Source organism: Pseudomonas segetis (assembly GCF_900188155.1).
GTDB lineage: Bacteria > Pseudomonadota > Gammaproteobacteria > Pseudomonadales > Pseudomonadaceae > Aquipseudomonas > Aquipseudomonas segetis.
The window spans coordinates 905,459-929,633 of sequence record NZ_FZOG01000002.1 but is presented as its reverse complement, the minus strand read 5'-3'; the positions used below and the strand labels follow the sequence as shown (position 1 = coordinate 929,633).

Below are 24,175 nucleotides of genomic sequence, written 5' to 3'. Positions count from 1 at the left end.
TTTGTCATGAATTGTTGCGCGGGAAGGGTCAGTCTTTGGCGTTTTCACGTGCGATTGCGCGGTAGCCAATATCTTTACGATAGAAACAGCCTTGCCAGTCAACCTTCGCGGCCAGGGCATAGGCATTGTGTTGCGCTTGCTGGACTGTTTCACCAAGCGCGGTTGCGCACAGGACGCGACCTCCGGAAGTGACAATCTGGCCGTCTTTCAGAGCGGTTCCGGCGTGAAAGATTTTGCCGTCGGCTGTTGCGGCGTTATCAAGCCCCTTGATCACATCGCCCTTGGCATAGTCGGCTGGGTAGCCACTTGCAGCCATGACCACGCCAAGGCTTGGGCGTGGGTCCCACTGGGCCTCGACAATGTTCAGGGCCTTGGCTTGCGCCGCTTCGATCAGCAGCAACAAGCTTGATTGCAGGCGCAGCATGATTGGCTGGGTTTCCGGGTCGCCGAAGCGGCAGTTGAATTCAATGACCTTGGGCGCGCCGGACTTATCGATCATCAGGCCCGCATACAGAAAACCGGTGTAGAGGTTGCCTTCAGCGGCCATGCCCTTGACGGTCGGCCAGATCACCTCGTCCATCACGCGCTTGTGCACTTCAGCGGTGACAACCGGCGCTGGTGAGTAAGCGCCCATGCCGCCAGTGTTCGGGCCGGTGTCCTGGTCGCCCACACGCTTGTGGTCCTGGCTGGTGGCCATCGGCAGTACGTTTTCGCCGTCGACCATCACAATAAAGCTGGCTTCTTCGCCGTCGAGGAATTCCTCGATCACCACGCGGGAGCCGGCTTCACCGAATGCATTGCCCGCGAGCATGTCGCGCACGGCTGCTTCGGCCTCGGCCAGGGTCATGGCGACGATCACGCCTTTACCGGCCGCCAGGCCATCGGCCTTGATCACTATGGGAGCGCCAACCTTTTGCAGGTAGGCCAGGGCAGGCTCTACTTCGGTGAAGTTCTGGTAGTCGGCCGTGGGTATCTTGTGCCGTGCCAGGAAGTCCTTGGTAAAGGCTTTCGAGCCTTCCAGTTGAGCGGCGCCAGCGGTGGGGCCGAAGCAATGCAGGCCGCGTTGGTTGAACAGGTCAACCACGCCAGCAACCAGCGGTGCTTCGGGGCCTACGATGGTGATCTCGACATTCTTCTCGGCAAAATCAGCCAGCTGCTCGAGCGCCAGTACATCAATCGCTACGTTTTCGCATTTGGCCTCGGTCGCAGTGCCCGCGTTGCCGGGTGCGACAAATACTTTCTCGACGCGTGGGTCTTGCGCGATTTTCCAGGCCAGTGCGTGTTCACGACCGCCGCTGCCAATGATCAAAACATTCATGTCTGTCCCCTGATGGAGGTAGGCCGGTTAGCCCTGTTGGTGGATAAACTGAGCGTTATCCACCCTACTAAACTGTAGGTTTGGTGTTGCCCATGGCGGATGAAAAAAGCGTCATCCACCCTACGAACTAACCCTGCCCGTGTTCAAAACTGACAACACATTTCGAGGTTGCGATCAAGCGTCAGCATGCAACAGCGCAGGCGGATGCTTGAGCGCGACCGTCTTTTAGTGTCTAAAGTGGCGCATCCCAGTGAAGACCATGGCAATGCCGGCTTCGTCGGCGGCAGCAATCACTTCGTTATCGCGCATCGAGCCACCTGGTTGAATCACCGCGGTAATGCCAGCTTTGGCCGCGTTGTCGATGCCGTCGCGGAACGGGAAGAAGGCATCGCTTGCCATTACAGCGCCCGGTACTGGCAGCCCGGCGTGCTCGGCTTTGATCCCGGCAATACGGGCTGAGTTGACCCGGCTCATCTGGCCGGCGCCAACACCCACGGTCTGGCGATTCTTGGCGTAGACGATGGCGTTGGACTTAACGAACTTGGCCACTTTCCAGGCGAAGATCAGGTCGTGGATTTCTTGCTCGCTTGGCGCGCGAGCGGTGACGATCTTCAGGTCGTCGGCGGTGATCATGCCGATATCGCGACTTTGTACCAGCAAGCCGCCATTAACGCGTTTGAAGTCCCAACCCGGGCTGCGCTCGGCTGGCCACTCGCCGCATTCAAGCAGGCGCACATTGGCTTTGGCGGCGACCACTTCGCGGGCGGCGGCGCTGATGCGTGGCGCAATGATCACTTCAACAAACTGGCGATCGACAATGGCCTTGGCGGTTTCGCCATCGAGCTCACGGTTGAAGGCAATAATGCCGCCAAATGCCGACTCGGTATCAGTGGCATAGGCCAGGTCGTAGGCTTTGCGAATGCCGCCTTCGTCTTCAGGCACAACGGCCACACCGCATGGGTTGGCGTGCTTGACGATTACGCAGGCAGGCTTGACGAAGCTCTTGACGCACTCAAGCGCGGCATCGGTATCGGCAACATTGTTGTAAGACAGTTCCTTGCCTTGCAGCTGCACGGCGCTGGCGATGCTGGCCTCGCCCTTTTTGGCCTCGACGTAGAACGCGGCGCTCTGATGCGGGTTCTCGCCGTAACGCATTTCCTGGGTCTTGATGAACTGGCTGTTGAAGGTGCGCGGGAAGGCGCCGCGATCTTCGGTGCTCAGCTTTTCAGCGCTTTGGTCGATAGTGCCCAGGTAGTTGGCGATCATGCCGTCGTAGGCCGCGGTGTGCTCAAAGGCCTTGAGGGCCAGGTCGAAACGTTGTGCGTAGCTCAGGCCGCCTGCCTTGAGGCTTTCGACGATGCTGGCGTAGTCGCCGGTGTTGACCACAATGGCCACGTCTTTGTGGTTCTTGGCAGCGCTGCGGACCATGGTCGGGCCGCCAATGTCGATATTTTCGATGGCGTCGGCAAGATCACAGTCGGGCTTGGCGACAGTGGCTTCGAAGGGGTACAGGTTGACTGCAACCAGGTCAATCGGCTTGATGCCGTGCTGGGTCATGACGTCGCCGTCAATCGCGCGACGACCGAGAATGCCGCCGTGGATCTTCGGGTGCAGGGTCTTGACCCGGCCGTCCATCATTTCCGGGAAGCCGGTGTAATCAGCGACTTCAACTGCCGCGACGCCGTTATCCTTGAGCAGCTTGTATGTGCCACCCGTGGAAAGAATTTCCACATTGAGGGCGACGAGCTCGCGAGCGAATTCGAGGATGCCAGTCTTGTCAGATACGCTGATCAAGGCGCGGCGAACGGGGAGGCGGGTGGTCTGGTCGGTCATTTCAGAGTCCATCAGAGCAGAGATATAAACAAAAAGGCGACTGTTTAGGTCGCCCTTTTTGAGAGGAAGAAATTAGAGTAGGTCGTACTGCTTGAGCTTCTTGCGCAGGGTGCCGCGATTCAGGCCGAGCAGTTCGGATGCCTTGGTTTGGTTGCCTTTGACGTAGTTCATCACTGTTTCTAGCAGTGGCGCCTCAACCTCGGTCAATACCAGGTTGTATACGTCAGAGACATCCGCGCCCTCAAGGTGGGCGAAATAGTTATGCAGCGCTTTCTCAACATTGCCGCGTAAGGTTTGCCCTTCTTCGCTTGGCGTGTTGAGGTGCTGTTTCAAACTGGTGTTGTCACTCACAGGTGCAATTCCACTTCCTAAAGTCTCGGTCAACATCGTCATGCAGCCACCCCATCTCCATCATTTTGCCGTTCGCGGAAATACTGGCGAACGTTGGCGCACTGTGCGTCCGTACATTCAAGGCGATTGAACTCGGCGCGAAACTCTCTGGCGCCCGGCAGAGTTGCTAGATACCAACCCACATGCTTGCGGGCGATTCGAGCGCCCATCACTTCGCCATAGAAGGCATGCAGTGCGCCAAGGTGTTCCAGCAAAATGCTTTCTACTTCGACCAGGCTTGGTGCCGGCATTTTTTTGCCTGTACGCAAGTAATGATCGGTCTCGCGAAATATCCAGGGTCGCCCTTGAGCTGCCCTGCCTATCAGTAGTCCATCCGCTCCAGTTGCAGCAAGCACTGCCTTGGCCTTTTCCGGACTGGTGATGTCGCCATTGGCCAGCACCGGAATTGAAACCGCCTGTTTAATCGCTGCAATTGTGTCGTATTCGGCGTCACCGGTATAAAGATCCGCACGGGTGCGACCATGTACCGCTAACGCGACAATCCCGGCTTGTTCGGCAATCTTTGCCACCTCTACGCCGTTCTTGTTGTTTCTATCCCAGCCGGTGCGAATCTTCAGGGTGACCGGCACATCGACTGCACCGACCACGGCATGCAAGATTTCACGGACCAGGTCTTGGTCTTTCAGTAGCGCAGAACCTGCCGCCTTGTTACAGACCTTCTTCGCCGGACACCCCATATTAATATCAATTATCTGGGCGCCCAATTCGACGTTCCGCTGAGCCGCGTCAGCAAGCATCTGCGGGTCACCACCGGCGATCTGCACCGAGCGTGGCTCGGGATCATCCTGATGGATCAAGCGTAGGCTTGATTTACGCGTATTCCACAACCGCACATCGCTGGTGACCATTTCAGATACCACCATGCCCGCGCCCAAGCGCTGGCAGAGCTTGCGAAATGGTTGGTCAGTGACTCCGGCCATAGGCGCCAGGATCAACTGGTTCGGCAGTGTGTACGGGCCGATGCGTAACGTCGACATAGGGTTCCCTGCTCAAGAGACTAGCTGATGAGACAAATAGGAGACGGCGAAAAAGGGGGAGAATCATACCTGCTCTGGATGACCGGATAAAGGCTGTTTTGAACAAAATCTGAACAGTTGCCAGCTTATCGCCAAGGGTTATGAGGGCGATAAGCCGTACCTTTGTGGTCGGGGTCAAGCTATTGCGGCGAGTGGAAACTCAGGCTGTAGTTAACCGCCTGGCTGCCTGGGTCAAGGATATCCAGCGATATGTGGATCGGCGTTTGCGGGGGCATTTCCGTGCGTCCTGCGAGTTCGCCTGCCAAATATTCACCAGGGGTGAAGCGACGACTGGCAAGCAGTTTGCCGTTGATGTCGGCGAAGCGAATTTCCAGCAGCGGAAAGGGCTGCGAAAAGGCCGCACGGTTGTAGATGATTGCATCGACCACCAACGCACCGCTGAACTCGGGGTGAGAGCGCACCACCAGGTTGCTGCTCTTGATCATGCTGATGTCGACTTTTGATGGCAGTTCGCAACCAATTTTCGGGCACAGTTGCTCAAATAACGGGCGGTACTGGTCTTGGCGCGCCAACTGCTCGAAATGGTAGGCAACATACTGGCCGGCCAATGCCGCGCCAGCCAGCACTATCAGGATTGCCCAGCCAATAATCCGGCCCCAGGACGGTCCGGGCTTTTGCCACTCGAACTCGACGGGTTCGTCTTCAAGTTCAAACAGTTTGTTGTGGCCAACATTGGGCTCATGGCGAGAAACCGCCAGGGGGATAAAAGGCGCGGGTTGCGGTTCGTCGGCGTCATTATCCATGTCGCTCAGGGGCGGCTCATCGCGTTGCAGCGGTTCGGCCTGGAGCGGTGGTTCTGCCGCTTCGCTGTCGGTTGCGCCGAAATCAGCGTCGGTTAGTTTCAGCTCAGGTTCGCGCTCTATTGGTTGTGGCGCCACAGGTTGTTGCGCAAAGGGCTGGGTCGCTGGCGGCGGGCTGTTGCGGGTGTCTTGTTGTTTCAGGCCCAGGGAGGCGAGTGCAGGTTTTTCGTCTGCCTTGGCTTCATCTTCACGCAGCAGTTCTTCTGCCCAGCGCTCATCGTGCTCCACCTGTGTGTCACGCGGCGGTGAGGCGAATACAGAGCTGAAGTGGGTGCTGCGCTCAAGGTTGAGAATCTCTTGCGAGATTTGTTGCTCGCGCTCTTCAAGCTTGGCCAGTTCTTCGTCCAGGTCCAGCTCGTCAAGGTCAAGGTCGTCATGAATCCACAGGGTGTCTTCAGGTTCCTTGGTCTTGGGCGGTTCAGGTGGCGCGGGTTTGGTAGCAGCAGTGGTTTTTTCGCCAGTGACCGCTTTGCTGGTCGCCGGTGCAATGATATGACCCAGGCGCTGCAGCTGTTGGGCTGCATTAAAGACATTCAGGCAGGCGCCGCAACGCACCGCACCGTGCGCCGCAGCCAATTGCGTGGCGTTCACGCGAAAGCTGGTCTGGCATTGTGGGCACTGGGTGACAAAACTCTCGGTCATGCGGCGGTCCGGTCGAACATTGGGTTGGTTCTGCTGCTATTTGGCTCAAGTCTAACGCAAGTACAGATAGCGCTGCATATAGGCGAGGCGTTTAACGGCGCACGCCTGTGATGCGTACCCAGCCGTCGTTGGTCGCGGTTGGATCGAGCTCGAAGTCACCGGCATAGGCCGCGCGAACCTCCTCAGCCTGCTCGGCGAGGATTCCAGACAATGCCAGGCGACCACCGGGTTTGACCAGGCTGGTGATTTGCGGGGCCAGGCTCACCAAGGGGCCGGCAAGAATATTGGCAACCACTACATCGGCTGGCTGTTGTGGCATATCGGCTGGCAGGTACAGTGGGAAACGCGCCGGGTCGATGCCGTTGCGTCCGGCATTGTCGCGCGAGGCCTCAAGTGCCTGTGGGTCGATATCGGTGCCCACGGCTTGTGGCGCGCCGAGCAGCAGTGCAGCTATTGCCAGAATGCCCGAGCCGCAGCCGAAGTCGATAACACTGCAGTCTTTCAGGGGCTGGCCGTCGAGCCATTCAAGGCACAAGGCGGTAGTGGGGTGCGTGCCCGTGCCGAATGCCAGGCCGGGGTCGAGTAGCAGGTTCACTGCGTCCGGCTCGGGGGCGTCGGTCCAGCTCGGAACAATCCACAGGCGTTGGCCAAAGCGCATGGGTTTGAAGCTATCCATCCAGCTGCGCTCCCAATCCTGATCGGCAATCTCTTCGATCTGATGCTCTGGGAGTGCGCCGCCTGTGAGCAGCTCCAGATGAGCGAGCAGGGCGTTGGCGTCGGTGTCGGCTTCGAATAGAGCCAGCAAATGGGTGTGCGACCACAAGGGCGTGGTGTTCAACTCCGGCTCGAAAATCGGGTTGTCTTCAGCGTCCATAAAGGTCACGGATACTGCGCCCACTTCGAGCAGGGCGTCTTCATAGGTCGGCGCTTGTTCCGGAGTGATGGCGAGACGAACTTGTAACCAGGGCATGGCGGAACCTCGAAGACGCAAAGAAGTGAACTTTTTGAGCGGGCAAGCTTACTGTAGGGGCTGGCGCGCTTCCAGATATAGAACGGCGTAAACAACAAGGGCCGCCAAACGGCAGCCCTTGTTCTGGTCGGTCATGCAGGCACTGGTATCAGTGCTTGTCCATGCCCAGTTTCTTCTCAAGGTAGTGAATGTTCACGCCACCTTCATTGAAACCCTTGTCGCGAACCAGCATCCGGTGCAGCGGGATATTGGTCTTGATGCCATCGACTACCATCTCGTCGAGGCCGTTGCGCATGCGCGCCATGGCTTCGTCACGGGTGGCCCCGTAGGTGATCAGCTTGCCGATCAACGAGTCGTAATGCGGTGGTACGGTGTAGCCACTGTACAGGTGCGAGTCAACGCGAACGCCAAAGCCGCCGGGTGCATGGAAGTGCTTAACCTTGCCCGGGCAGGGCATGAAGTTATCGGGGTCTTCTGCGTTGATCCGGCATTCAAGCGCGTGGCCGCGAACCACTACGTCGTCCTGGGTAAACGAGAGCTTGTTGCCAGCCGCGATGCTGAGCATCTCCTTGACGATGTCGATGCCGGTCACCATTTCAGTCACCGGATGCTCTACCTGCACGCGAGTGTTCATCTCGATGAAGTAGAACCTGTCGTTCTCGTAGAGGAACTCGAATGTCCCGGCGCCGCGATAGCCAATTTCGATACAGGCATCGACGCAACGCTTGAGCACTTCGGCACGGGCTTGTTCATTGATGTACGGTGCCGGTGCTTCTTCAAGCACTTTCTGGTGGCGGCGTTGCAACGAACAGTCGCGATCACCGAGGTGAATGGCGTTGCCCTGGCCATCGGAGAGTACCTGGACTTCCACATGGCGCGGATTGCCGAGGAATTTCTCCAGGTAAACCATTGGGTTGCCAAATACCGAACCGGCTTCGCTGCGCGTCAGGCGTGCTGACTTGATCAGGTCTTCTTCCTTGTAGACCACGCGCATGCCGCGACCGCCACCGCCACCTGCCGCCTTGATGATGACCGGATAACCTACTTCGCGAGCGATCGCCAAGGCGGTTTCTTCATCTTCAGGCAGCGGACCGTCGGAACCGGGTACCACAGGCACGCCCGCCTTGATCATGGCTTCCTTGGCTGAAACCTTGTCGCCCATCAGGCGGATGGTTTCGGCTTTGGGGCCGATAAAGGCAAAGCCTGAGTTTTCCACCTGTTCCGCGAAGTCGGCGTTTTCCGCAAGGAAGCCGTACCCCGGGTGAATCGCCGTAGCGCCGGTGACTTCAGCTGCGCTGATGATCGCCGGGATATTCAGGTAGGACTGCGTGCCGGCCGCAGGGCCGATGCAAACAGACTCGTCAGCCAGAGCCAAGTGCATCAATTCACGGTCAGCTGTGGAGTGCACGGCAACTGTCTTGATGCCCAATTCTTTGCACGCGCGCAAGACGCGCAATGCGATCTCGCCGCGGTTGGCGATTAGAACTTTTTCCAACATCGCTGGCTCTCCTCGGTTCAAACGATTGTGAACAGAGGCTGGTCGTATTCAACCGGCTGGCCGTTCTCGCCCAGAATGGATTCGATAACGCCGCTGGTTTCAGCTTCGATGTGGTTCATCATCTTCATCGCTTCAACGATGCAGAGGATGTCGCCTTTCTTGACGCTCTGGCCCACTTCTACGAAGTTGCCCGAGGTTGGCGATGAAGCGCGGTAGAAGGTGCCGACCATTGGCGAGCGCACCACGGTGCCGTTGAGTTTTGGCGCTGCAGGCGCTGCGGCCTCAGCGGCAACTGGCGCGGCAGGTGCTGCAGCCGGGGCAGGTGCCTGTGCCGGTGCGTACACCGGTTGCTGCGCATAAGCAGGTTGCTTGCTGTTGCGACTGATGCGAACCGACTCTTCACCTTCGTGAATTTCCAGCTCGTCGATGCCGGATTCTTCCAGCAGCTCGATCAGTTTTTTGACTTTACGAATATCCATAGCTTTTCAACTCCCAGTTGGGTCAGGGCCGTTCAAGTTGTTCGAGTGCAGCCTCCAGGGCCAGCCGATAACCGCTGGCGCCAAGGCCGCAGATCACGCCTACAGCAACATCCGAAAAGTAGGAGTGATGGCGGAATGCTTCGCGCTTGTGCACGTTTGATAAATGCACTTCGATGAATGGGATGCTCACCGCCAGCAATGCGTCACGTAATGCGACGCTTGTATGTGTGAAAGCGGCTGGATTAATCAGGATAAAGTCGACGCCTTCGCCTCTGGCAGCGTGAATGCGCTCGATTAACTCGTACTCGGCATTACTTTGCAGGTACAGCAAGTGATGCCCGGCTTCACGGGCACGGCGCTCCAGATCAAGGTTGATCTGTTCCAGTGTCGTGGCGCCATAGACGCCCGGCTCGCGGGTGCCAAGCAGGTTTAGATTCGGGCCGTGCAGGACCAATAAGGTCGCCATGTTCGGTGTTCCTTGTTGTTTTCACACGCAGAACTATGCCGGAGTCGGCTCGTGACTGTCTAGTTCTATGCAGTAGCCAGCACGATAGCCGGTGTTTGCGCCAGTTTTATGACCGAGATACCTAAAAGCGTTCGCGGGCTTTATCCAGACGGGCGGAGAAGGTTTCGGCGTCCACTTCACCCACCACGCGCAGGTCGTGCCATTCGTCGCTGTTTTTATCGAAAAACAGAATGGCGGGGGGACCGAACAACGAATAGCGATCCAAAACCGAACGTTGAGCTGGGGTGCTGTCGGTAATGTCGAAGCGCACCAAGGCATAGTCGTTCAAGCGGGTCATGACATTGGGATCGGTGAGCACTTCTCGCTCGATGACTTTGCAACTGATGCACCAGTCCGCATACCAGTCGAGCAGCAGGGGCTTGCCATTGCTTTTGGCGGCGGCCAGGGCGGCATCAAGTTCTGCGCCGCTGGTGACGGTTTGCCAGCTGCCATGCCGGGCCTGGTCGCTTGAGGTGATTTGTGTGTTGCCCAGTTGCATGCGTCCGAGCGGGCGAAGCGGGTCATCATGGCCCTGCAGTGCGCCCACCCAGGCAGTCAAGGCATAGACCAACAGGGCAAGGCCTGCGAGTTGCGCGAGCTTGCCTCTGGAGCTTTTGACATTGAATTCCAGGGCGCCGAGAAATAGGGCCGAACCCGCTGCCAGCAAGCCCCACAGCGCCAAGGTCACAGGGCCAGGCAGCAAGCGATCAAGCAGCCAGATGGAAACAGCCAGCAACATCACACCGAACAGGTTGCGCACACCGTTCATCCAGGCACCGCTGCGTGGCAACAATGCCCCGCCGCCAGCGCCAATCAGTACCAGTGGCGCACCCATCCCGAGGCCCAGGGCAAAAAGTTGCAAGCCACCACCCAGGGCATCGCCGGTGCTGCTGATATAGAGCAACAGGCCGGTCAGCGGCGCTGTTACGCAGGGCGAAACGATCAGGCTGGACAGTACGCCCAGGGTGGCGGCGCCAGCGATCGAACCGCCCTGGGTTTGCGAAGCCTTGCGGTCCAGTCGTTCGCGAATGAATGCCGGCAAGCGAATCTCGAACATGCCAAACATGGCAATGGCGAACAGGCTGAAGAACAAGGCGAATGGGATCAGCACCCAAGGCGATTGCAGCATGGCCTGCAGGTTGAGGCTTGCGCCGAACAGGCCCATCAATGCACCGAGCGCTGCGTAGCAGGCAGCCATTGGCAGTACGTAGGCCAGTGATAGCACCAGGCCGCGACGGTTGCTTGGGCGGCCGCGCAAGACCACGCCAGAAAGGATCGGCAACATCGGCAGCACGCAAGGCGTGAAGGTCAGGCCCAGGCCTGCCAGGAAAAACAGCGCCAGGTCTGTCCATTTCCAGTTGGACCTGGCGGTGGCTTCGCCGAGGGTGTCGCTGCTGGCCGCTGCGCCGCCACCAATCTGGATCTGCTCGGTTTCAGGCGGATAGCACAGGCCTTTGTCAGCGCAGCCCTGGTAGGTGACATTGAGGGTGTAGGCACGGTCGGTCGGCGGGCTGATCGGCAGGTCCACGTCGACAATGTTGTGGTAAACCTCGACCTCGCCAAAGTACTCGTCGGTTTTCTGTTCGCCGGCAGGCATTTGCGCCTCGCCGAGGCCGATATCGGCTGGTTCGGTGCTGAATTTGAAGCGGTGCTTGTACAGGTAATAACCGTCGGTGGCGACGAAGCGTAGCTTCACGCCATCGGCCGAGCTGCTGATCAGGTTGAGCTTGAAGGCTTCGCGAACGGGCAAAAAGTCGGCGCTGTTATTTAGCGCGGCGCCGATGGGTGCGAGGGCGGGCCGGCTGTCGAGCAGGCTGGCACTGGCCGGGATTGCGATGATGAGCAGGATCAGACTGATTAGGCGACGCATGTGAATCTCGACAAACAAGTATCCGCCCATCATAGCGGAGCCGGGCAAGCGATGGCATCGACTGAGCTGTAAGCGGCTTTGTCAGGCCGATGAAATGCCGCAAAACGTCCAGATGGCAAGGTGCAGCGCTGGTGCGACAAATATACGCATCCAGCGGCTAGTGGCTATAAATTGAAGGCTTGCACTGCCGTGCGTAATTCCGCGCCGAGCTGGAGCAGTTGTTTACCCTGGTCGCGGCCCTTGCCGATACGTTGCAAATTGTCATCGCCGAGGCTGTGGATTCGCTCGCTGTGACTGCGGATTTCACTGACGGCTCCACTCTGCTGGGCTGTAGCGGCTGCAATGCGGTTGGCGATATCAGTGATCGTGCGAATCGAACTGACGATCTCATCCAGTGCGCCATCCGCCTGTGCCGCCTGGTTGGCGCTGACCTGCGCGTGCTCCAGTTGACTGCGCATTGCATCGACCGAGTGCCTGGCCGCTTGTTGCAGGCGTGCGATCAATTCCTGGATCTGTTCGGTTGCGCCGCTGGTGCGCTGCGACAGTGAGCGAACCTCTTCGGCGACCACTGCGAAGCCACGGCCCATTTCACCGGCGCGGGCAGCTTCGATGGCGGCATTGAGGGCCAGCAGATTGGTTTGCTCGGCGATGCCGCGGATAACCGTCAGTACATTGCCGATGGTGGTGGTTTCCTCGGCCAGACGCTCAATGGCCTGGGCGTTGTTTTGCACTTCCCCGGCCAAAGTATGCAGGCCGGACAAACTCTGGCTGATGACCTGCTGGCCTTGCTCCAGGGCCTTGTCGGCATTGCGGCTGGCATCTGCGGCGTCGCTGGCGTCACCAGCAACCTGGACGATAGTCGACTCCAGGCTGCCCAGTGCGTCGCGAATCTGGGCGGTGTCCGCGGCTTGGCGTTCGGCACCCTGGTGCATTCCGCCGTTCAGGTCGGCCAGGGTTCGGCTTGAGCCTGCGACTTGCTCGGCGTGCTGGCGAATAGTGCCAACCAGTTCGACCAGGTAGCTGCGCAAGTGATTCAGCGAGTCTTCGATATCCACCAGTTCGCGGGTTTTGTTGTTGAGCTTGATCGGCGTGGCAAAGTTGCCCTGTGCCCAGTTCGACAGCGCTGGAACCAGCAAGGTCAGCACGCGGGTCAGGCGTCGCTGCAAGGTATCGATGATCAGGGCAATACACAGGATCAGTCCAATCATCGCCCCCTGCAAGAGCCGGACTTCGCCCTGGATCTTGCCATGCTCGGCGCGGACCAGGGGCTCCAGTTCGTTCAGGGCCTGGCTGAGATTGTCGATTTGCGTGCGAGTGGCCTGGCTCAGTTGATTGCGTTGCTCGATCAGGTTGAGCGTTCTCTTGAGCTCGTTCGGGTAGCGTTTGATCAGGCTGGAGAACTCGCGTTTCAGGCCGATGCCACGATCCTCTGTCTGCCCTTGCTGGTCGGCGGTGTCGAGCCCGAGCATGGCCGCAAAGCCCTCACTGGCCGATTCATTGCTCTCTTTTATGCCCAGCAGGGGAAGTTCGCCCAGGATCTGGGCCTGTTGCTCCAGTGCCAGATGTTCGCGTTCAACGTCGGCAGCCAGTTCGCTGTTGGCGCTGGCGACCATTTTGTTTCGGGCGTGGGCAAGCTTGAGCAGGTGTTGCGAGGCATTGAACAGCGGTGCGTGGTAGCGACTGGCCGCTTGTGGATCACCGCTGGCGGCATATTGTGCGAGTTGCTCCAGGGCGCTGGCCATTTCGCGTTCGGCCTGTACCAGCAGGCCTTGTGGATCACCGGCCAGCTTGCCAGCGGCCAGCAGCTCGCCAGCACTGAAGTTACGCAGCGCATCGAGGTTGTTGCGCACGTTGCCGGCGAGCGCTGCAGGTAGCTGGTCAAGCTCCGGTTGCAGCTCATCAATGGCCTTAAGGGCTTCGCTGTGGCGCAATGCATCGCCGCTTTGCAGGTAAGCATAAATATTGCGGCTGACGTTTTTTTGGAAACGTTCAGACAAATTCATGTAGCGCTCCATCAGCGCATAGGGGCGTTCAAGGGCGTGTTGCGACCACCAGAGTGTCGCGCCCAAGGCAATGCAGGCAGTAACAAGCAGGGCGGTATTGAGATTGGTGAGGAACTTAAGGCGCATAGGACTCTACCGACAACGTAACGGTATGGGCAAAATCGAGCAGCTGCGATCTGCCGTAAGTCCATGAAGTTATTGCGTTTTTATTACAGGAGTATGACGCTGTCGGAAATTGCCAAGTGGCCTGCAGTTCAGCGCACCAGTCTTTGAGCCGGTGCTGGCGTCTCAGGGTATTGAGCGCGGGTATAACGCAGCGTGCAATGCTAAGGTTGTGGTTCACGGTGCGCATTGCTGCGCGTTTCCCTTATAGTGGAAACCTGTCGCGCAACCCTTGCCTGAGGTTGCGGTCGAACTACCGAACGCCGTACAAAGAAGGACATTGCCATGCTGGATTGGAAGAAACGCACGACTGGCGCGCGTGACAGTGTCGACGACTCAGTCGGCAACGTACGCAGTTATTTTCGCGGAGGCTGGGTGACCAAGATATTTGGCACGCTGCTTGGCATCTATCTGTTGGTGGCACTGGTCATTGGCTGGTACTGGAGCCAGGAGCCTGAACAGTTCCCTGTGCAGCAGCACGCCGAATCAGCCGCACAAAATGCGCAGCGGCAGATGGTCAACGGTTACACCACAGTCGAAACCCTGAAATATGTGGCCACGACCCTGCTCGAAAAGCCGGGTGGCTACCTGTCCAACGATCTCGCGCCTCCAGGCCTGTGGCTGGACAACATGCCGAGCTGGGAACTGGGTGTGCTGGTACAGGTGCGTGACTTGTCGCGCGCCATGCGCAAGGATTTTTCTCGCTCACAATCACAGTCCACCGAAGACATTGACCTGGCCAAGGCTGAGCCACGCTTCAACTTCGATAACAAGAGCTGGGCACTGCCTGCATCCGAGTCTGAATACCGCGAAGGCATCAAGTCCCTGGACCGCTACCTCGCACGCCTGGCGGGCGACGCCAAGCCTGCCGCGCAGTTCTACACCCGTGCCGATAACCTCAATAACTGGCTGGGCGATGCCGCAACACGCCTGGGTTCGCTGTCGCAGCGGCTGTCGGCCAGTGTCGGCCAGGTACGTTTGAACACTGACGTCAAACAAGATCTTGTCGCCGCCGGAGCTGCGGTCAAGGTTGACGAAAGCGCCTACGAAACCCCGTGGATGCAGATCGACAACGTGTTCTATGAGGCGCGCGGCCAGGCATGGGCGCTTGCCCAGTTCCTGCGTGCAGTGGAAGTCGACTTTGCCGATGTGCTGGCCAAGAAGAACGCCACGGTAAGCGTGCGTCAGATCATTCGCGAGCTGGAAGCGGCGCAAGAGCCCATTTGGAGCCCGATGATCCTCAACGGTAGCGGCTATGGATTGCTGGCCAACCACTCGCTGGTCATGGCCAACTACATTTCACGGGCCAACGCCGGGATCATCGACCTGCGCCAACTGCTGTCACAGGGCTGATCGATGCCTATCTCGCAAGCCGAGGCCGCGCACAGGGCGGCCTCAGACGCGGAACGAATCGCCTGGGTTGACGAGCAGGACCGTCAACTCGGGGCCTTGCCCCGCGCGCAGTTGCGAGAGCGCGGCCTGATTGGTCGCGCGACCTTTATCCTGTTATTCAACTCCGCAGGCTTGCTTTGCGTGCATCGGCGTACGTTGAGCAAGGCACTGTATCCCGGATACTGGGATGTAGCCGCTGGCGGCATGGTCATGGCGGATGAAAGCTACGCTGAATCGGCTGCCCGTGAGCTGCACGAAGAACTGGGGATCGGTGGGGTCATATTGCGTGAGTGCCAGCGCTTCTTTTTTGACCAGGCTGACAACCGATTGTGGTGCGCCGTGTTTTCGGCGGTGTCCGACGCGCCGCTGATCCTGCAGCCGGAGGAAGTACTTGAGGCGCGGTTTATAAGCGTGGAGCAGGCTCTGGCCGAATCTGTTGTCAGGGACTACTGCCCAGACTCATTGCAGGCCTTGCGGGCCTATCTTGAAATGCAGCGTCAAGACAACGGGTGCTGAGCCTTTACGGGCTACCGGCTGATTTTGTTCAGGATATGCAGGCAGGCTGTCCACGATGTTGAACGCATGCCGGTAAGCGTCGCTAAATCAGCGATTAATGGCGCGTTTTTATGCTTAGCATCCGGCAATTTTCTCGTTACACTGCGCGCCCTTTAAACCACAGCCCAAGGGAACCTCTGAAGAAGGTTGCGAGCAAAGATAGGACAAGGCGCAACGACCAACGGGAGTAACAGCCAAAGGCTGGCCCGAAGGGTGAGTGCCAGCGAGTCAAAAACTGTGAAAAAGCGACCGGGGTCGCGCTCGACCTCAGGTGTTGTAAATGAGCATTTTGAACAGTTTTTAACGCCCTAATATCGAGCGCAGTAGTTATTCAGGGGATTCCAAGGGTTGTGGTGCGCTGCCCCTGCCAGAGTGGGGCTTCGCGGTTGACGCTTGTCAGCCTATCGCTTTCAAACCTGTTGGATTGATTGTCATCCAGCACGTTTCTGACCTGCCAAAGAGGATAGCCGGTGGTCAAGAAAGCCTCGTCATTCGCCGCCTTGAGCGGTTTGGTGTATTCCACTGACACAGGCCGGCATTGCCCGGATTGCAGTCAGCCAGTCGATGCCTGCATCTGTAAAAAAAATCGAGTCCCTGAAGGCGATGGTATTGCCCGCGTGCGCCGAGAAACAAAAGGCCGTGGCGGTAAAACCGTGAGCACTGTAAGCGGTGTGCCTCTGCCTGAAGACCCCCTGAAAGAGCTTGCTTCTGCGCTGAAAAAACGCTGCGGTTGCGGCGGCTCGCTGAAAGACGGGGTGATTGAGATCCAGGGCGATCATGTCGAACTGCTGCTCGAAGAACTCACAAAGCGCGGTTTCAAAGCGAAGAAGTCTGGCGGCTAAGCCAAGCGACTATTCTAAACTTGCTCGGTAGGTTGCTTGTCAGCTACTGAGAAATCGTCATTTCCAGATTTTAACCTGTAGAGGCACTGGCTCAGCCAGGGCTATCTATCGCAAGCAAGGGAGACTTCAATGTCTGCGCGACGCACACGTAAAGATGACGGCAGCCAATGGACGGTTGCCGACAGCCGTAGCGTTTACGGAATTCGTCATTGGGGCGCTGGTTATTTCGCCATCAATGACAGCGGCCGCGTAGAAGTGCGCCCCAATGGCCCCGACAGCACGCCGATTGATCTTTATCAGCAGGTTGACGAGCTGCGCGCCAGCGGCCTGAGCCTGCCGTTGCTGGTGCGCTTCCCGGATATCCTGCAAGACCGTGTGCGTCAGCTGACCGGTGCATTCGACGCCAACATCGCGCGCCTGGAATACCAGAGCAAGTACATGGCGCTGTACCCGATCAAGGTCAACCAGCAAGAAGCGGTGGTCGAGAACATCATCGCCACCAAGGATGTCGCCATTGGCCTTGAAGCCGGCTCCAAGCCTGAGCTATTGGCCGTACTGGCGCTGGCGCCAAAGGGCGGCACCATCGTTTGCAACGGCTACAAGGATCGCGAGTTCATCAAGTTGGCATTGATGGGCCAGAAGCTCGGTCACAATGTGTTTATCGTCATCGAGAAAGAATCCGAAGTTCAACTGGTGATCGATGAAGCCGCTGAGCTCAAGGTGGCGCCGCAGATTGGTCTGCGTGTGCGCTTGTCTTCGCTGGCGTCTTCGAAGTGGGCCGATACGGGCGGTGAAAAGTCCAAGTTCGGCTTGTCTGCCGCCCAGTTGCTCTCTGTGGTCGAGCGCTTCCGTGAGGCCAAGCTGGACCAGGGTATCCGCCTGCTGCACTTCCATATGGGATCGCAAATCGCCAACCTGGCCGACTACCAACACGGCTTCAAGGAAGCGATTCGTTACTACGGCGAATTGCGTGGCCTTGGCTTGCCGGTTGATCACATCGATGTTGGCGGAGGCCTGGGCGTTGACTACGACGGCACCCACTCGCGCAATGCCAGCTCGATCAACTACGACATGGACGACTATGCAGGCGTTGTCGTTGGCATGCTCAAGGAGTTCTGCGACGCGCAGGAGTTGCCGCATCCCAATATCTTCTCGGAAAGCGGCCGCTCGCTGACCGCACACCACGCCATGCTGGTGGTGCAGGTGACCGACGTTGAAAAGCACAATGATGAAGTGCCGGTGATCGAAGACCGTCAAAGCCTTCCGGAAACCGTGGGTTACCTCGCGGACCTGCTGGCGCCGACTGATTTTGAAATGGCCACCGAAACCTACTGGCGCGCCACCCATTACATGAGCGATGTCGCCAGCCAGTATGCCGAAGGCAAGATTGGCCTGGTTGAAAAGGCCCTGGCCGAGCAGTGCTACTTTGCGGTGTGCCGTCGCCTGTACAACTCGATGAAGGCGCGCCAGCGTTCGCATCGCCAGGTGCTTGATGAACTCAACGACAAGCTGGCCGACAAATACATCTGCAACTTTTCGGTATTCCAGAGCCTGCCCGATACCTGGGCGATTGGCCAGGTATTGCCAATACTGCCGCTTAATCGTCTCGAGGAAGAGCCACTGCGCCGTGCCGTGCTGCAGGACCTGACCTGTGACTCCGACGGCAAGATTCGTCAATACGTCGATGAGCAGAGCATCGAAAGCAGCTTGCCAGTGCATGAAGTGCGCGAGGGCGAAGACTACCTGCTGGGTATCTTCCTGGTCGGAGCGTATCAGGAAATTCTCGGCGATATGCACAACCTGTTCGGCGATACCGATTCGGTGAATATCTACCAGAACCCGGATGGCAGTGTTTACCACGCTGGGATCGAAACCCACGACACCATCGAGGACATGCTGCGCTACGTGCACTTGTCGCCAGAAGAGCTGATGACCCATTACCGCGACAAAGTCGCCAGCGCCAAGATCACAGCCCGTGAGCGCACCACCTTCCTTGATGCGCTACGTCTGGGCCTGACACGCTCCTCGTACTTGTCTTCATAAGCTGAAACTGAACAAAAAACCGGCCATGTGCCGGTTTTTCTGGTTTAGGGTTGCAGGGAGTGAAGAAAAGCCGTTTAAGCTACTCAAGCTGAGGCTTTGATTAAGCAGTGGCCTGTGCCCTATTCATCACTCAGGGAAATCCCAATAACAAGGAGTTATCGATGAACAAGTTTGTATTAGCTACTTTTTTGGCTTGTGTTTGCCTTACACCTGTCGTTGTACAGGCTGAAGAGCTACAGGATCAGCGGATCGTTGGTGAGTGGGAAGGCATGAGGGAGCAAGGCGGGAAATGCCGGTTTCTGGCATGGAACTCAAAGTTCACTTCCGACGGGCGATTTGAAATTTCGTTTTACGCTGACAAAAATAAATCAAAACCCATAAGTACCGAAGTTGGCAGATGGAAAGCAATCGATGGAAAGAATGAGTTGAAAACTGATGGAGTGCCAACCGCAGAGGTGTATCTCTACACCGTAATCGATAGCGATACGATCAAGTATGTCAATACGGTTAAAGACCCTTCCGCTGACTGTCAAGCTGACTACGAGTTCGTTGAGCATCGTATTAAGAAATAGTAAATAGGGGGCTGGCTACGTTTTCTAGCTGATATTTTGAATTAAGCGTGGTCTGTCCCTTGTTGTTCTTATTGTTCCTGCGTTACGCTATCAAAACTTGAGCTAATCGTTGTTAATAAAGTCATCTATCTAGCTAAGGAGAGGTTATGCAAGAGGACAAAGTATTAAAAGGCTTGCAAGGTTGGCTCGTACTTATAGGGTTAGGCATAATCGTTACACCTCTTCGCATAGCACATACGCTTGCTACTTCGTATTATCCTGTTTTCACAGATGGTACATTTAATTTTTTAACAACACCTGGAACAGAGCTATACCACCCACTCTGGGGGCCGCTATTAATCGCAGAGCTAATTTATAACTCTGCAATTGTCATGGTATATATTTATTTAATTTATTTGTTTTTCTCTAAGCACTACTTATTCCCCAAGGTTTTCATAACCGTAACACTCGTGGCTGTTGTTTTTATTCCTCTTGACGTTTGGGTTGGCACTTTTATTCCTGACAGCGGGCCTGCATTCGACCCTGAAACTAAAAAAGAATTTTTACGAGCATTGTTTGTCGTTTTAGTTTGGGTTCCGTACATGCTTGTATCCAAAAGGGTAGAAGCTACGTTTGTGGGGCACATGCCTAACAAAGAGTAAATAGGGGACATACCACGGTTTTCTGACTGATGTTTAGAATAAAACGTGGTCTGCCCCTGAGGAATCCCCACAAATCTACTCCAGTTGGAGAGCTTGGCGGCGCACTTCATCACGCAGCAGTAGCTCCATTTCAGCAAGTACCGAATTGGAAAAATCACTTTCTGAGCGCCCTAGGTATTCGAGCCCGATTCGCCAGAGCGACAGCACAGTTTTATGCTTGATACTGTTGCTTTGGAAACGACGAGCCTGACCTGTTGTTCGAGCTCTCAGGCCTACCAAATACAAGATGTAGCAGGCCAGCGCAACGATCAGCAACAGGATCTCAATGCGACGTGGGCAGCGCGTGCGGTGCAGGTCGAAAGCAAAACCGAAGCGTAGGCTTTTCACGTCCCGAAATCCTTCCTCGATTTGCATCCGCTTGCGGTAAATACCAACGATCTGGCGAGCCGTCCATTGTGGTTGTGGCAGGTTGCTGGCCAGCAACCAAGGTTCCTGCTCACGTCGAGCGTTCTGTCGGCTCATTTTGTTGCGGGCAATACTTCCGTTCACCCGCCGATGCTTACGCCCCTTGGGCGTTTGGTGCACGCAATAAAGCGGTAAGAGATGCGGGGCTCTGCGCGTCATCTCGATCAAGCCGAGTGATCGGGCGGCCGATGTCGCCTGCTTGTATAGCTGCTTGATTGGTTGCCACTGACCTAACTCATTGCGATAGAGATCCCTGTTACGCACACGGCCCACGTAATACCAGCCTTTGCTCTCAACGGCTTGAAACCAGGGACGCCGAAAACCAGCATCAGTCACCAGAATCGGAACACAGTGTTCTGGGAGCATGAGCGCCAAGGCATCGAGCAGTTGACCCTGCCGCTTGGGACATCCTTCCCGATCATGCACTGCCTCGTAAATTGGAAACGCCCGCCCGGCGAGCGGAATAGAGGCGCGCAACAAATAAAGATCAGAGGCAGCATTGATCGGCGACCAATCCACCAGGATCACAGAATGAGGCAGTGAGCCAAGCAAGGCCCTGAGCATCATCCAGTAGAACAACGGCCGTTCGTGATGTAAGTGGTGATTACCAAGCAAACGATCTACGCGCTTGATCGAGTGCTTGACGTAAGCCTTGCCGGGCAAGCTTCTACCGAGGCTGGTCAGCGTTAAGCGATGACCGCGAAGCAAAGATGCGACACAACTCATCAAGGAGGTAAGGCGTTTAGCGTGAACGGTTGGGAGTGCTTGAGAAAGTGACTTGTGTAAAAATCGTACGGCCTGCATGAGTCTCGGAAGTTGGTTTGTTTGGCGACTACCAAACTGCCCGAATCATGCAGGCTCTTTCAAGCTATCCAACTGATGCAAAAGGGAATTTTGTGGGGATTCCTCAGGGTCTGTCCCCTATTGTTCTGCTATTGATACATTGAGCTCTGCACCATCTGCGTGAGGAGGTCGGCTAAATAATTTCCAGGCCATGAGTTCTTAGCCGAAACTGTAAAAGACCAAGCCTTTTCGCTTACGGCGTTGTTAATTGAGCCCAATAGATTTACCGAACATACAAAGGGAAAATCCCAGTCAGGAGGGAAACGCAGAGAAGTATAAGACTGCTTACCACAGACCACTTCAGCGTAAAACGCTGGTTCTCGGCGTAATCCAGCTTGAGCATGCTCACCACTAGGTAAGTCGAAGCCACCAACGGACTGAGTATGTGCACGGGCTGCCCGATCAAGGAGGCTCGTGCCATCTCGATGGCACTTATCCCGTGATGTTGTGCTGTATCTGCGAGGATAGGCAGTATGCCGAAGTAGAACACATCGTTGGAAACCAGCCAGGTCAGTGGAATACTGAGTAACGCTGTCAGCAGAGCCATGAAAGGGCCGAAACTATCTGGAATGATTTCTAGCAATCCAGTTGCAACAGTTTTTGTCATGCCAGTGCCGGTGAGTACCCCGGTGAAAACGCCAGCTGCAAAGATCAAGCTGGAAACTGCCAGTATTGGCGGTGCATGAAGTGCCAGTTGATCCTGCTGGTCTTTAAGGCTAGGAAAGTTAACGATTAGTGCCATGCACGCCGCGACCATAAACAGGTAACTCAGGGGGAACAGCTCCAGGCATAGCGCCAAGATCAGTAGGCTCGTAAGGGCCCAGTTGAAGTTGAAACGCCAGCCTCCAGCACCTCGATGCTCACCCAGTTCAGAGAAATCACCATTGATGTCAATGGCTCCCCCTAGGCGAACTCTCTCGCGACGCCCAAACATATAAGCCAGGGCGAATGTCCAAGCGACGGAAGCGAGTATTGCTGGAATCATTGGGACGAACATTTCGCCCACATCGACATGCATCGCGGTGGCCGCGCGTGCGGTCGGCCCGCCCCAAGGCACCATGTTTCCCAGGCCTGATACCTGCAGTAGCAAGCAGCAAACCATTGGGCGTGAGAGGCCGAGGCGTTTGTAGATGGGCAGGAACGCAGAAAGCACAATCATGTAAATAGTTGCTCCGTCGCCATCGAGCGCAACGATGAAAGCGAGCAATACGGTTCCGATAAATATCCTTACAGGGTCACCACGTACGGCTCTTACGATCCTGGCTACCAGGGGATCAAACATTCCAGCTTCGGTCATCGTCAGGAAGTAGAGCATGGCGAAAATCATCAGCACGCCATTGGGCGCAACCAAGCGCAAACCATCTATCACATATTTACCCAGTTCAGCATGAAATCCTCCAATGAGTGCGAACAGGGTCGGGATGAGAATCAGCGCTGTGAGCGCAGACAGTTTCTTACTCATCAAGAAATAGATAAAGCTAGCCAGCATTACGCAGCTAAGGATCATAAGCATGTCGTCGTCCTGTTTTTTATAGTTGTACAGGTAGGCCGCATTCGCCCTAATGACAAATGAGCGAGTTCTACGTTAGAAAGGATTCAAACTGGAAGTCCTTTTGAGCGTAACAACGCGTCGAAACGCTCAGGATCAGCGGTACCGAGCCTGTTGGTTTCACGAATTGATGCTTCGCGTTCAAGATGCGCCAACGTCTTTGGCAAGAGCTGTTCGGCGTCTAGAGCAGGAATTGAGATCACGCCATCGGCATCGCCAAGCACGAGATCGCCCGGTAGTACGCACAATCCAGCACAGGCGATTGGCACGTTAATTTCACCTGGGCCGTCTTTGCTCGGGCCTCTATGAGTATGGCCGGCGGCAAACACCGGAAGGATGCCCTCTGCGAGCTCCTCAAGATCACGCACGGCACCATCGATTACGATGCCCCCGAGTTTGACTCGAAGTGCCGTAGTGCGGACAAGTCCACCAATGACTGCTTGGCTGACATCGCCACCGCCATCAATAACGAGTACGTCCCCCGGTTGAACCATCATCAATGCTTTGTGCACCATCAGGTTGTCGCCAGGGCGGATGCGAAGGGTGAAGGCCGGGCCGCACATTTTCAACGACAGATCGCCGTGATACATATGCAGGCCGCGAGAGCCAATACTGCGTCCCATGCAGTCGCCTGCAACAGCGACAGGAATCGCGCGAAACGCTTCAATAAGTGACTCATTCAGTGCGTTGACACGCGGGTTGATACGATAGCCGGTAGGCCAGTTTTGAATGCTGCAACTAGACATGGGAGAACCTGATCAGTGATTGAGGACGCTGGGGTTAACGCAGGCGGATCGAGCACTCGGCTCGCCGTTGAGGTAACCCAGTACGTTGCGTGCAGCACCCATTGCCATGGCCGAAAGTGCGGCAGGCGTTGAGCCGCCCACGTGAGGGGTAAGCACTACGTTTTCGAGCATCAGTAGTGGGCTGTTTTCAGGGAGTGGCTCAAGGGCCATGGTGTCCAGGCCAGCGGCATATAAGCGGCCTTCGCTCAGCGCTTGTGCCAGGGCTTGTTCATCAACAACTTCTCCACGCGCGGTATTAATCAATACTGCGTCTTCTGGCAGCATCGCCAACTGCGTTGCTCCAATGAAGTTGCGCGTCTGTGATGTGAGGGGAACATGCAAGCTCAAAATGTGGCTGCGTGGAAGAAGGTCAGTTAACGAACCGACGCGCTCTGCGCCTTCCATATCACTGTCATGGGGAAGGAGGGGGTCATACACAACGACCGACATGCCTATTGCTTGGCAAGCTCTCGACACTCGTCGGGCCACCTGGCCGAAACCAACCAAACCCAATGTGCGACCGCTTAGCTCCAGGCCGTCCTGGGATCTCGACCAGCGACCTTCACGGATCTCCCGATCCAGCCAGTTGACCCGGCGAGCCGCAGCGAACATTAGCGCGAGTGTCATCTCGGTGACCGATTGCGCATTGGCTCCGGGCGTGATGTAGACAGGAATCTGGCAAAGAGTGGCCGCTGCGACATCAATGTTACTGACACCGACTCCATGCTTGGAAATCACTTTCAAGGTCGGGCAGTTGGTAATAGCGGCGGCATTCAGCTCCAGGGTGCGAGAAATAACTGCATCGACTGGCTCGCTTGTCATGATCCTTGCAATATCTTCAGGGGCTTGTCCTGAAGGAGTGAACAGAACACGGCAGTCCTGAGATAACAGCAAATCAAGGCCCGCACTTGCCAGCGTTGGTGCTGTGACAAGAATGGTGTGAGGCATGAGGTGCGCCCT

At 56.6% G+C, this 24,175-nt stretch carries 21 protein-coding genes; 6 read left to right on the top strand and 15 right to left on the bottom strand.

Going from position 1 to position 24,175, the window contains the following annotated elements; genetic code table 11:
* Positions 1-28 precede the first annotated feature (28 nt).
* The 11 genes from purD to CHB79_RS22410 form a co-directional block, all read right to left on the bottom strand.
* Entirely contained in the window at positions 29-1,318 is a 1,290-nt protein-coding gene (gene purD, locus CHB79_RS10160) for a phosphoribosylamine--glycine ligase (RefSeq protein ID WP_089359764.1), read from the bottom strand.
* A 225-nt stretch (positions 1,319-1,543) separates the two neighbouring features.
* Positions 1,544-3,151, bottom strand: a complete 1,608-nt coding sequence (gene purH / locus CHB79_RS10155; RefSeq protein ID WP_089359763.1) for a bifunctional phosphoribosylaminoimidazolecarboxamide formyltransferase/IMP cyclohydrolase — start codon at positions 3,149-3,151, stop codon at positions 1,544-1,546.
* Between the two features lie 72 nt (positions 3,152-3,223).
* Entirely contained in the window at positions 3,224-3,544 is a 321-nt protein-coding gene (fis, locus tag CHB79_RS10150; protein ID WP_010488273.1) for a DNA-binding transcriptional regulator Fis, read from the bottom strand.
* Entirely contained in the window at positions 3,541-4,539 is a 999-nt protein-coding gene (gene dusB / locus CHB79_RS10145) for a tRNA dihydrouridine synthase DusB (RefSeq protein WP_010488271.1), read from the bottom strand. The genes fis and dusB overlap by 4 nt, the downstream gene beginning before the upstream one ends.
* A gap of 179 nt (positions 4,540-4,718) precedes the next feature.
* The gene (locus CHB79_RS10140) at positions 4,719-6,041 is read right to left on the bottom strand and encodes a DUF3426 domain-containing protein (protein WP_089359762.1); all 1,323 of its coding nucleotides are present in this window, start codon (positions 6,039-6,041) and stop codon (positions 4,719-4,721) included.
* Between the two features lie 91 nt (positions 6,042-6,132).
* Positions 6,133-7,011 (bottom strand): 50S ribosomal protein L11 methyltransferase, encoded by an 879-nt coding sequence (gene prmA / locus CHB79_RS10135; protein ID WP_089359761.1) that lies wholly within the window; start codon positions 7,009-7,011, stop codon positions 6,133-6,135.
* 148 nt (positions 7,012-7,159) lie between these two features.
* Positions 7,160-8,509, bottom strand: a complete 1,350-nt coding sequence (gene accC, locus CHB79_RS10130; protein ID WP_010488265.1) for an acetyl-CoA carboxylase biotin carboxylase subunit — start codon at positions 8,507-8,509, stop codon at positions 7,160-7,162.
* A 17-nt stretch (positions 8,510-8,526) separates the two neighbouring features.
* The gene (gene accB / locus CHB79_RS10125) at positions 8,527-8,988 is read right to left on the bottom strand and encodes an acetyl-CoA carboxylase biotin carboxyl carrier protein (RefSeq protein ID WP_010488263.1); all 462 of its coding nucleotides are present in this window, start codon (positions 8,986-8,988) and stop codon (positions 8,527-8,529) included.
* Positions 8,989-9,010: 22 nt separating this feature from the next.
* Complete coding sequence (aroQ, locus tag CHB79_RS10120) at positions 9,011-9,454, bottom strand: type II 3-dehydroquinate dehydratase (protein WP_010488261.1); 444 nt, start codon at positions 9,452-9,454, stop codon at positions 9,011-9,013.
* Between the two features lie 121 nt (positions 9,455-9,575).
* Complete coding sequence (locus CHB79_RS10115) at positions 9,576-11,363, bottom strand: protein-disulfide reductase DsbD (protein ID WP_089359970.1); 1,788 nt, start codon at positions 11,361-11,363, stop codon at positions 9,576-9,578.
* 164 nt (positions 11,364-11,527) lie between these two features.
* Positions 11,528-12,295, bottom strand: coding sequence for a methyl-accepting chemotaxis protein (locus CHB79_RS22410; protein ID WP_425439596.1), 768 nt, complete (start codon positions 12,293-12,295; stop codon positions 11,528-11,530).
* Between the two features lie 1,518 nt (positions 12,296-13,813).
* Here CHB79_RS22410 and CHB79_RS10105 point away from each other — a divergent pair.
* The 6 genes from CHB79_RS10105 to CHB79_RS10080 all read left to right on the top strand — a co-directional run bounded on the left by CHB79_RS10105 (position 13,814) and on the right by CHB79_RS10080 (position 19,573).
* Positions 13,814-14,881 carry a DUF2333 family protein gene (locus CHB79_RS10105; RefSeq protein ID WP_010488256.1) on the top strand — a complete coding sequence of 356 codons (1,068 nt, stop codon included), beginning with the start codon at positions 13,814-13,816 and terminating at the stop codon, positions 14,879-14,881.
* 3 nt (positions 14,882-14,884) lie between these two features.
* Entirely contained in the window at positions 14,885-15,436 is a 552-nt protein-coding gene (locus CHB79_RS10100) for an NUDIX hydrolase (RefSeq protein ID WP_010488254.1), read from the top strand.
* A 509-nt stretch (positions 15,437-15,945) separates the two neighbouring features.
* Positions 15,946-16,317, top strand: coding sequence for a translation initiation factor Sui1 (locus CHB79_RS10095; RefSeq protein ID WP_089359759.1), 372 nt, complete (start codon positions 15,946-15,948; stop codon positions 16,315-16,317).
* A gap of 129 nt (positions 16,318-16,446) precedes the next feature.
* Complete coding sequence (gene speA / locus CHB79_RS10090; RefSeq protein ID WP_010488246.1) at positions 16,447-18,360, top strand: arginine decarboxylase; 1,914 nt, start codon at positions 16,447-16,449, stop codon at positions 18,358-18,360.
* Positions 18,361-18,521: 161 nt separating this feature from the next.
* Positions 18,522-18,932, top strand: coding sequence for a hypothetical protein (locus CHB79_RS10085; protein ID WP_010488238.1), 411 nt, complete (start codon positions 18,522-18,524; stop codon positions 18,930-18,932).
* Positions 18,933-19,078: 146 nt separating this feature from the next.
* A complete protein-coding gene (locus CHB79_RS10080) occupies positions 19,079-19,573 on the top strand; it encodes a DUF2569 domain-containing protein (RefSeq protein ID WP_010488237.1) in 495 nt (164 codons plus the stop codon).
* Positions 19,574-19,648: 75 nt separating this feature from the next.
* Here CHB79_RS10080 and CHB79_RS10075 read toward each other — a convergent pair whose 3' ends face one another.
* The 4 genes from CHB79_RS10075 to CHB79_RS10060 form a co-directional block, all read right to left on the bottom strand.
* The gene (locus tag CHB79_RS10075; RefSeq protein ID WP_029529579.1) at positions 19,649-20,842 is read right to left on the bottom strand and encodes an IS4 family transposase; all 1,194 of its coding nucleotides are present in this window, start codon (positions 20,840-20,842) and stop codon (positions 19,649-19,651) included.
* 262 nt (positions 20,843-21,104) lie between these two features.
* Positions 21,105-22,394, bottom strand: a complete 1,290-nt coding sequence (locus CHB79_RS10070) for a CitMHS family transporter (RefSeq protein WP_010488235.1) — start codon at positions 22,392-22,394, stop codon at positions 21,105-21,107.
* 83 nt (positions 22,395-22,477) lie between these two features.
* On the bottom strand, positions 22,478-23,176 hold the full coding sequence (locus tag CHB79_RS10065; protein WP_010488234.1) for an RraA family protein: 699 nt from the start codon (positions 23,174-23,176) through the stop codon (positions 22,478-22,480).
* A 12-nt stretch (positions 23,177-23,188) separates the two neighbouring features.
* On the bottom strand, positions 23,189-24,163 hold the full coding sequence (locus CHB79_RS10060; protein WP_089359758.1) for a hydroxyacid dehydrogenase: 975 nt from the start codon (positions 24,161-24,163) through the stop codon (positions 23,189-23,191).
* Positions 24,164-24,175: the final 12 nt, after the last annotated feature.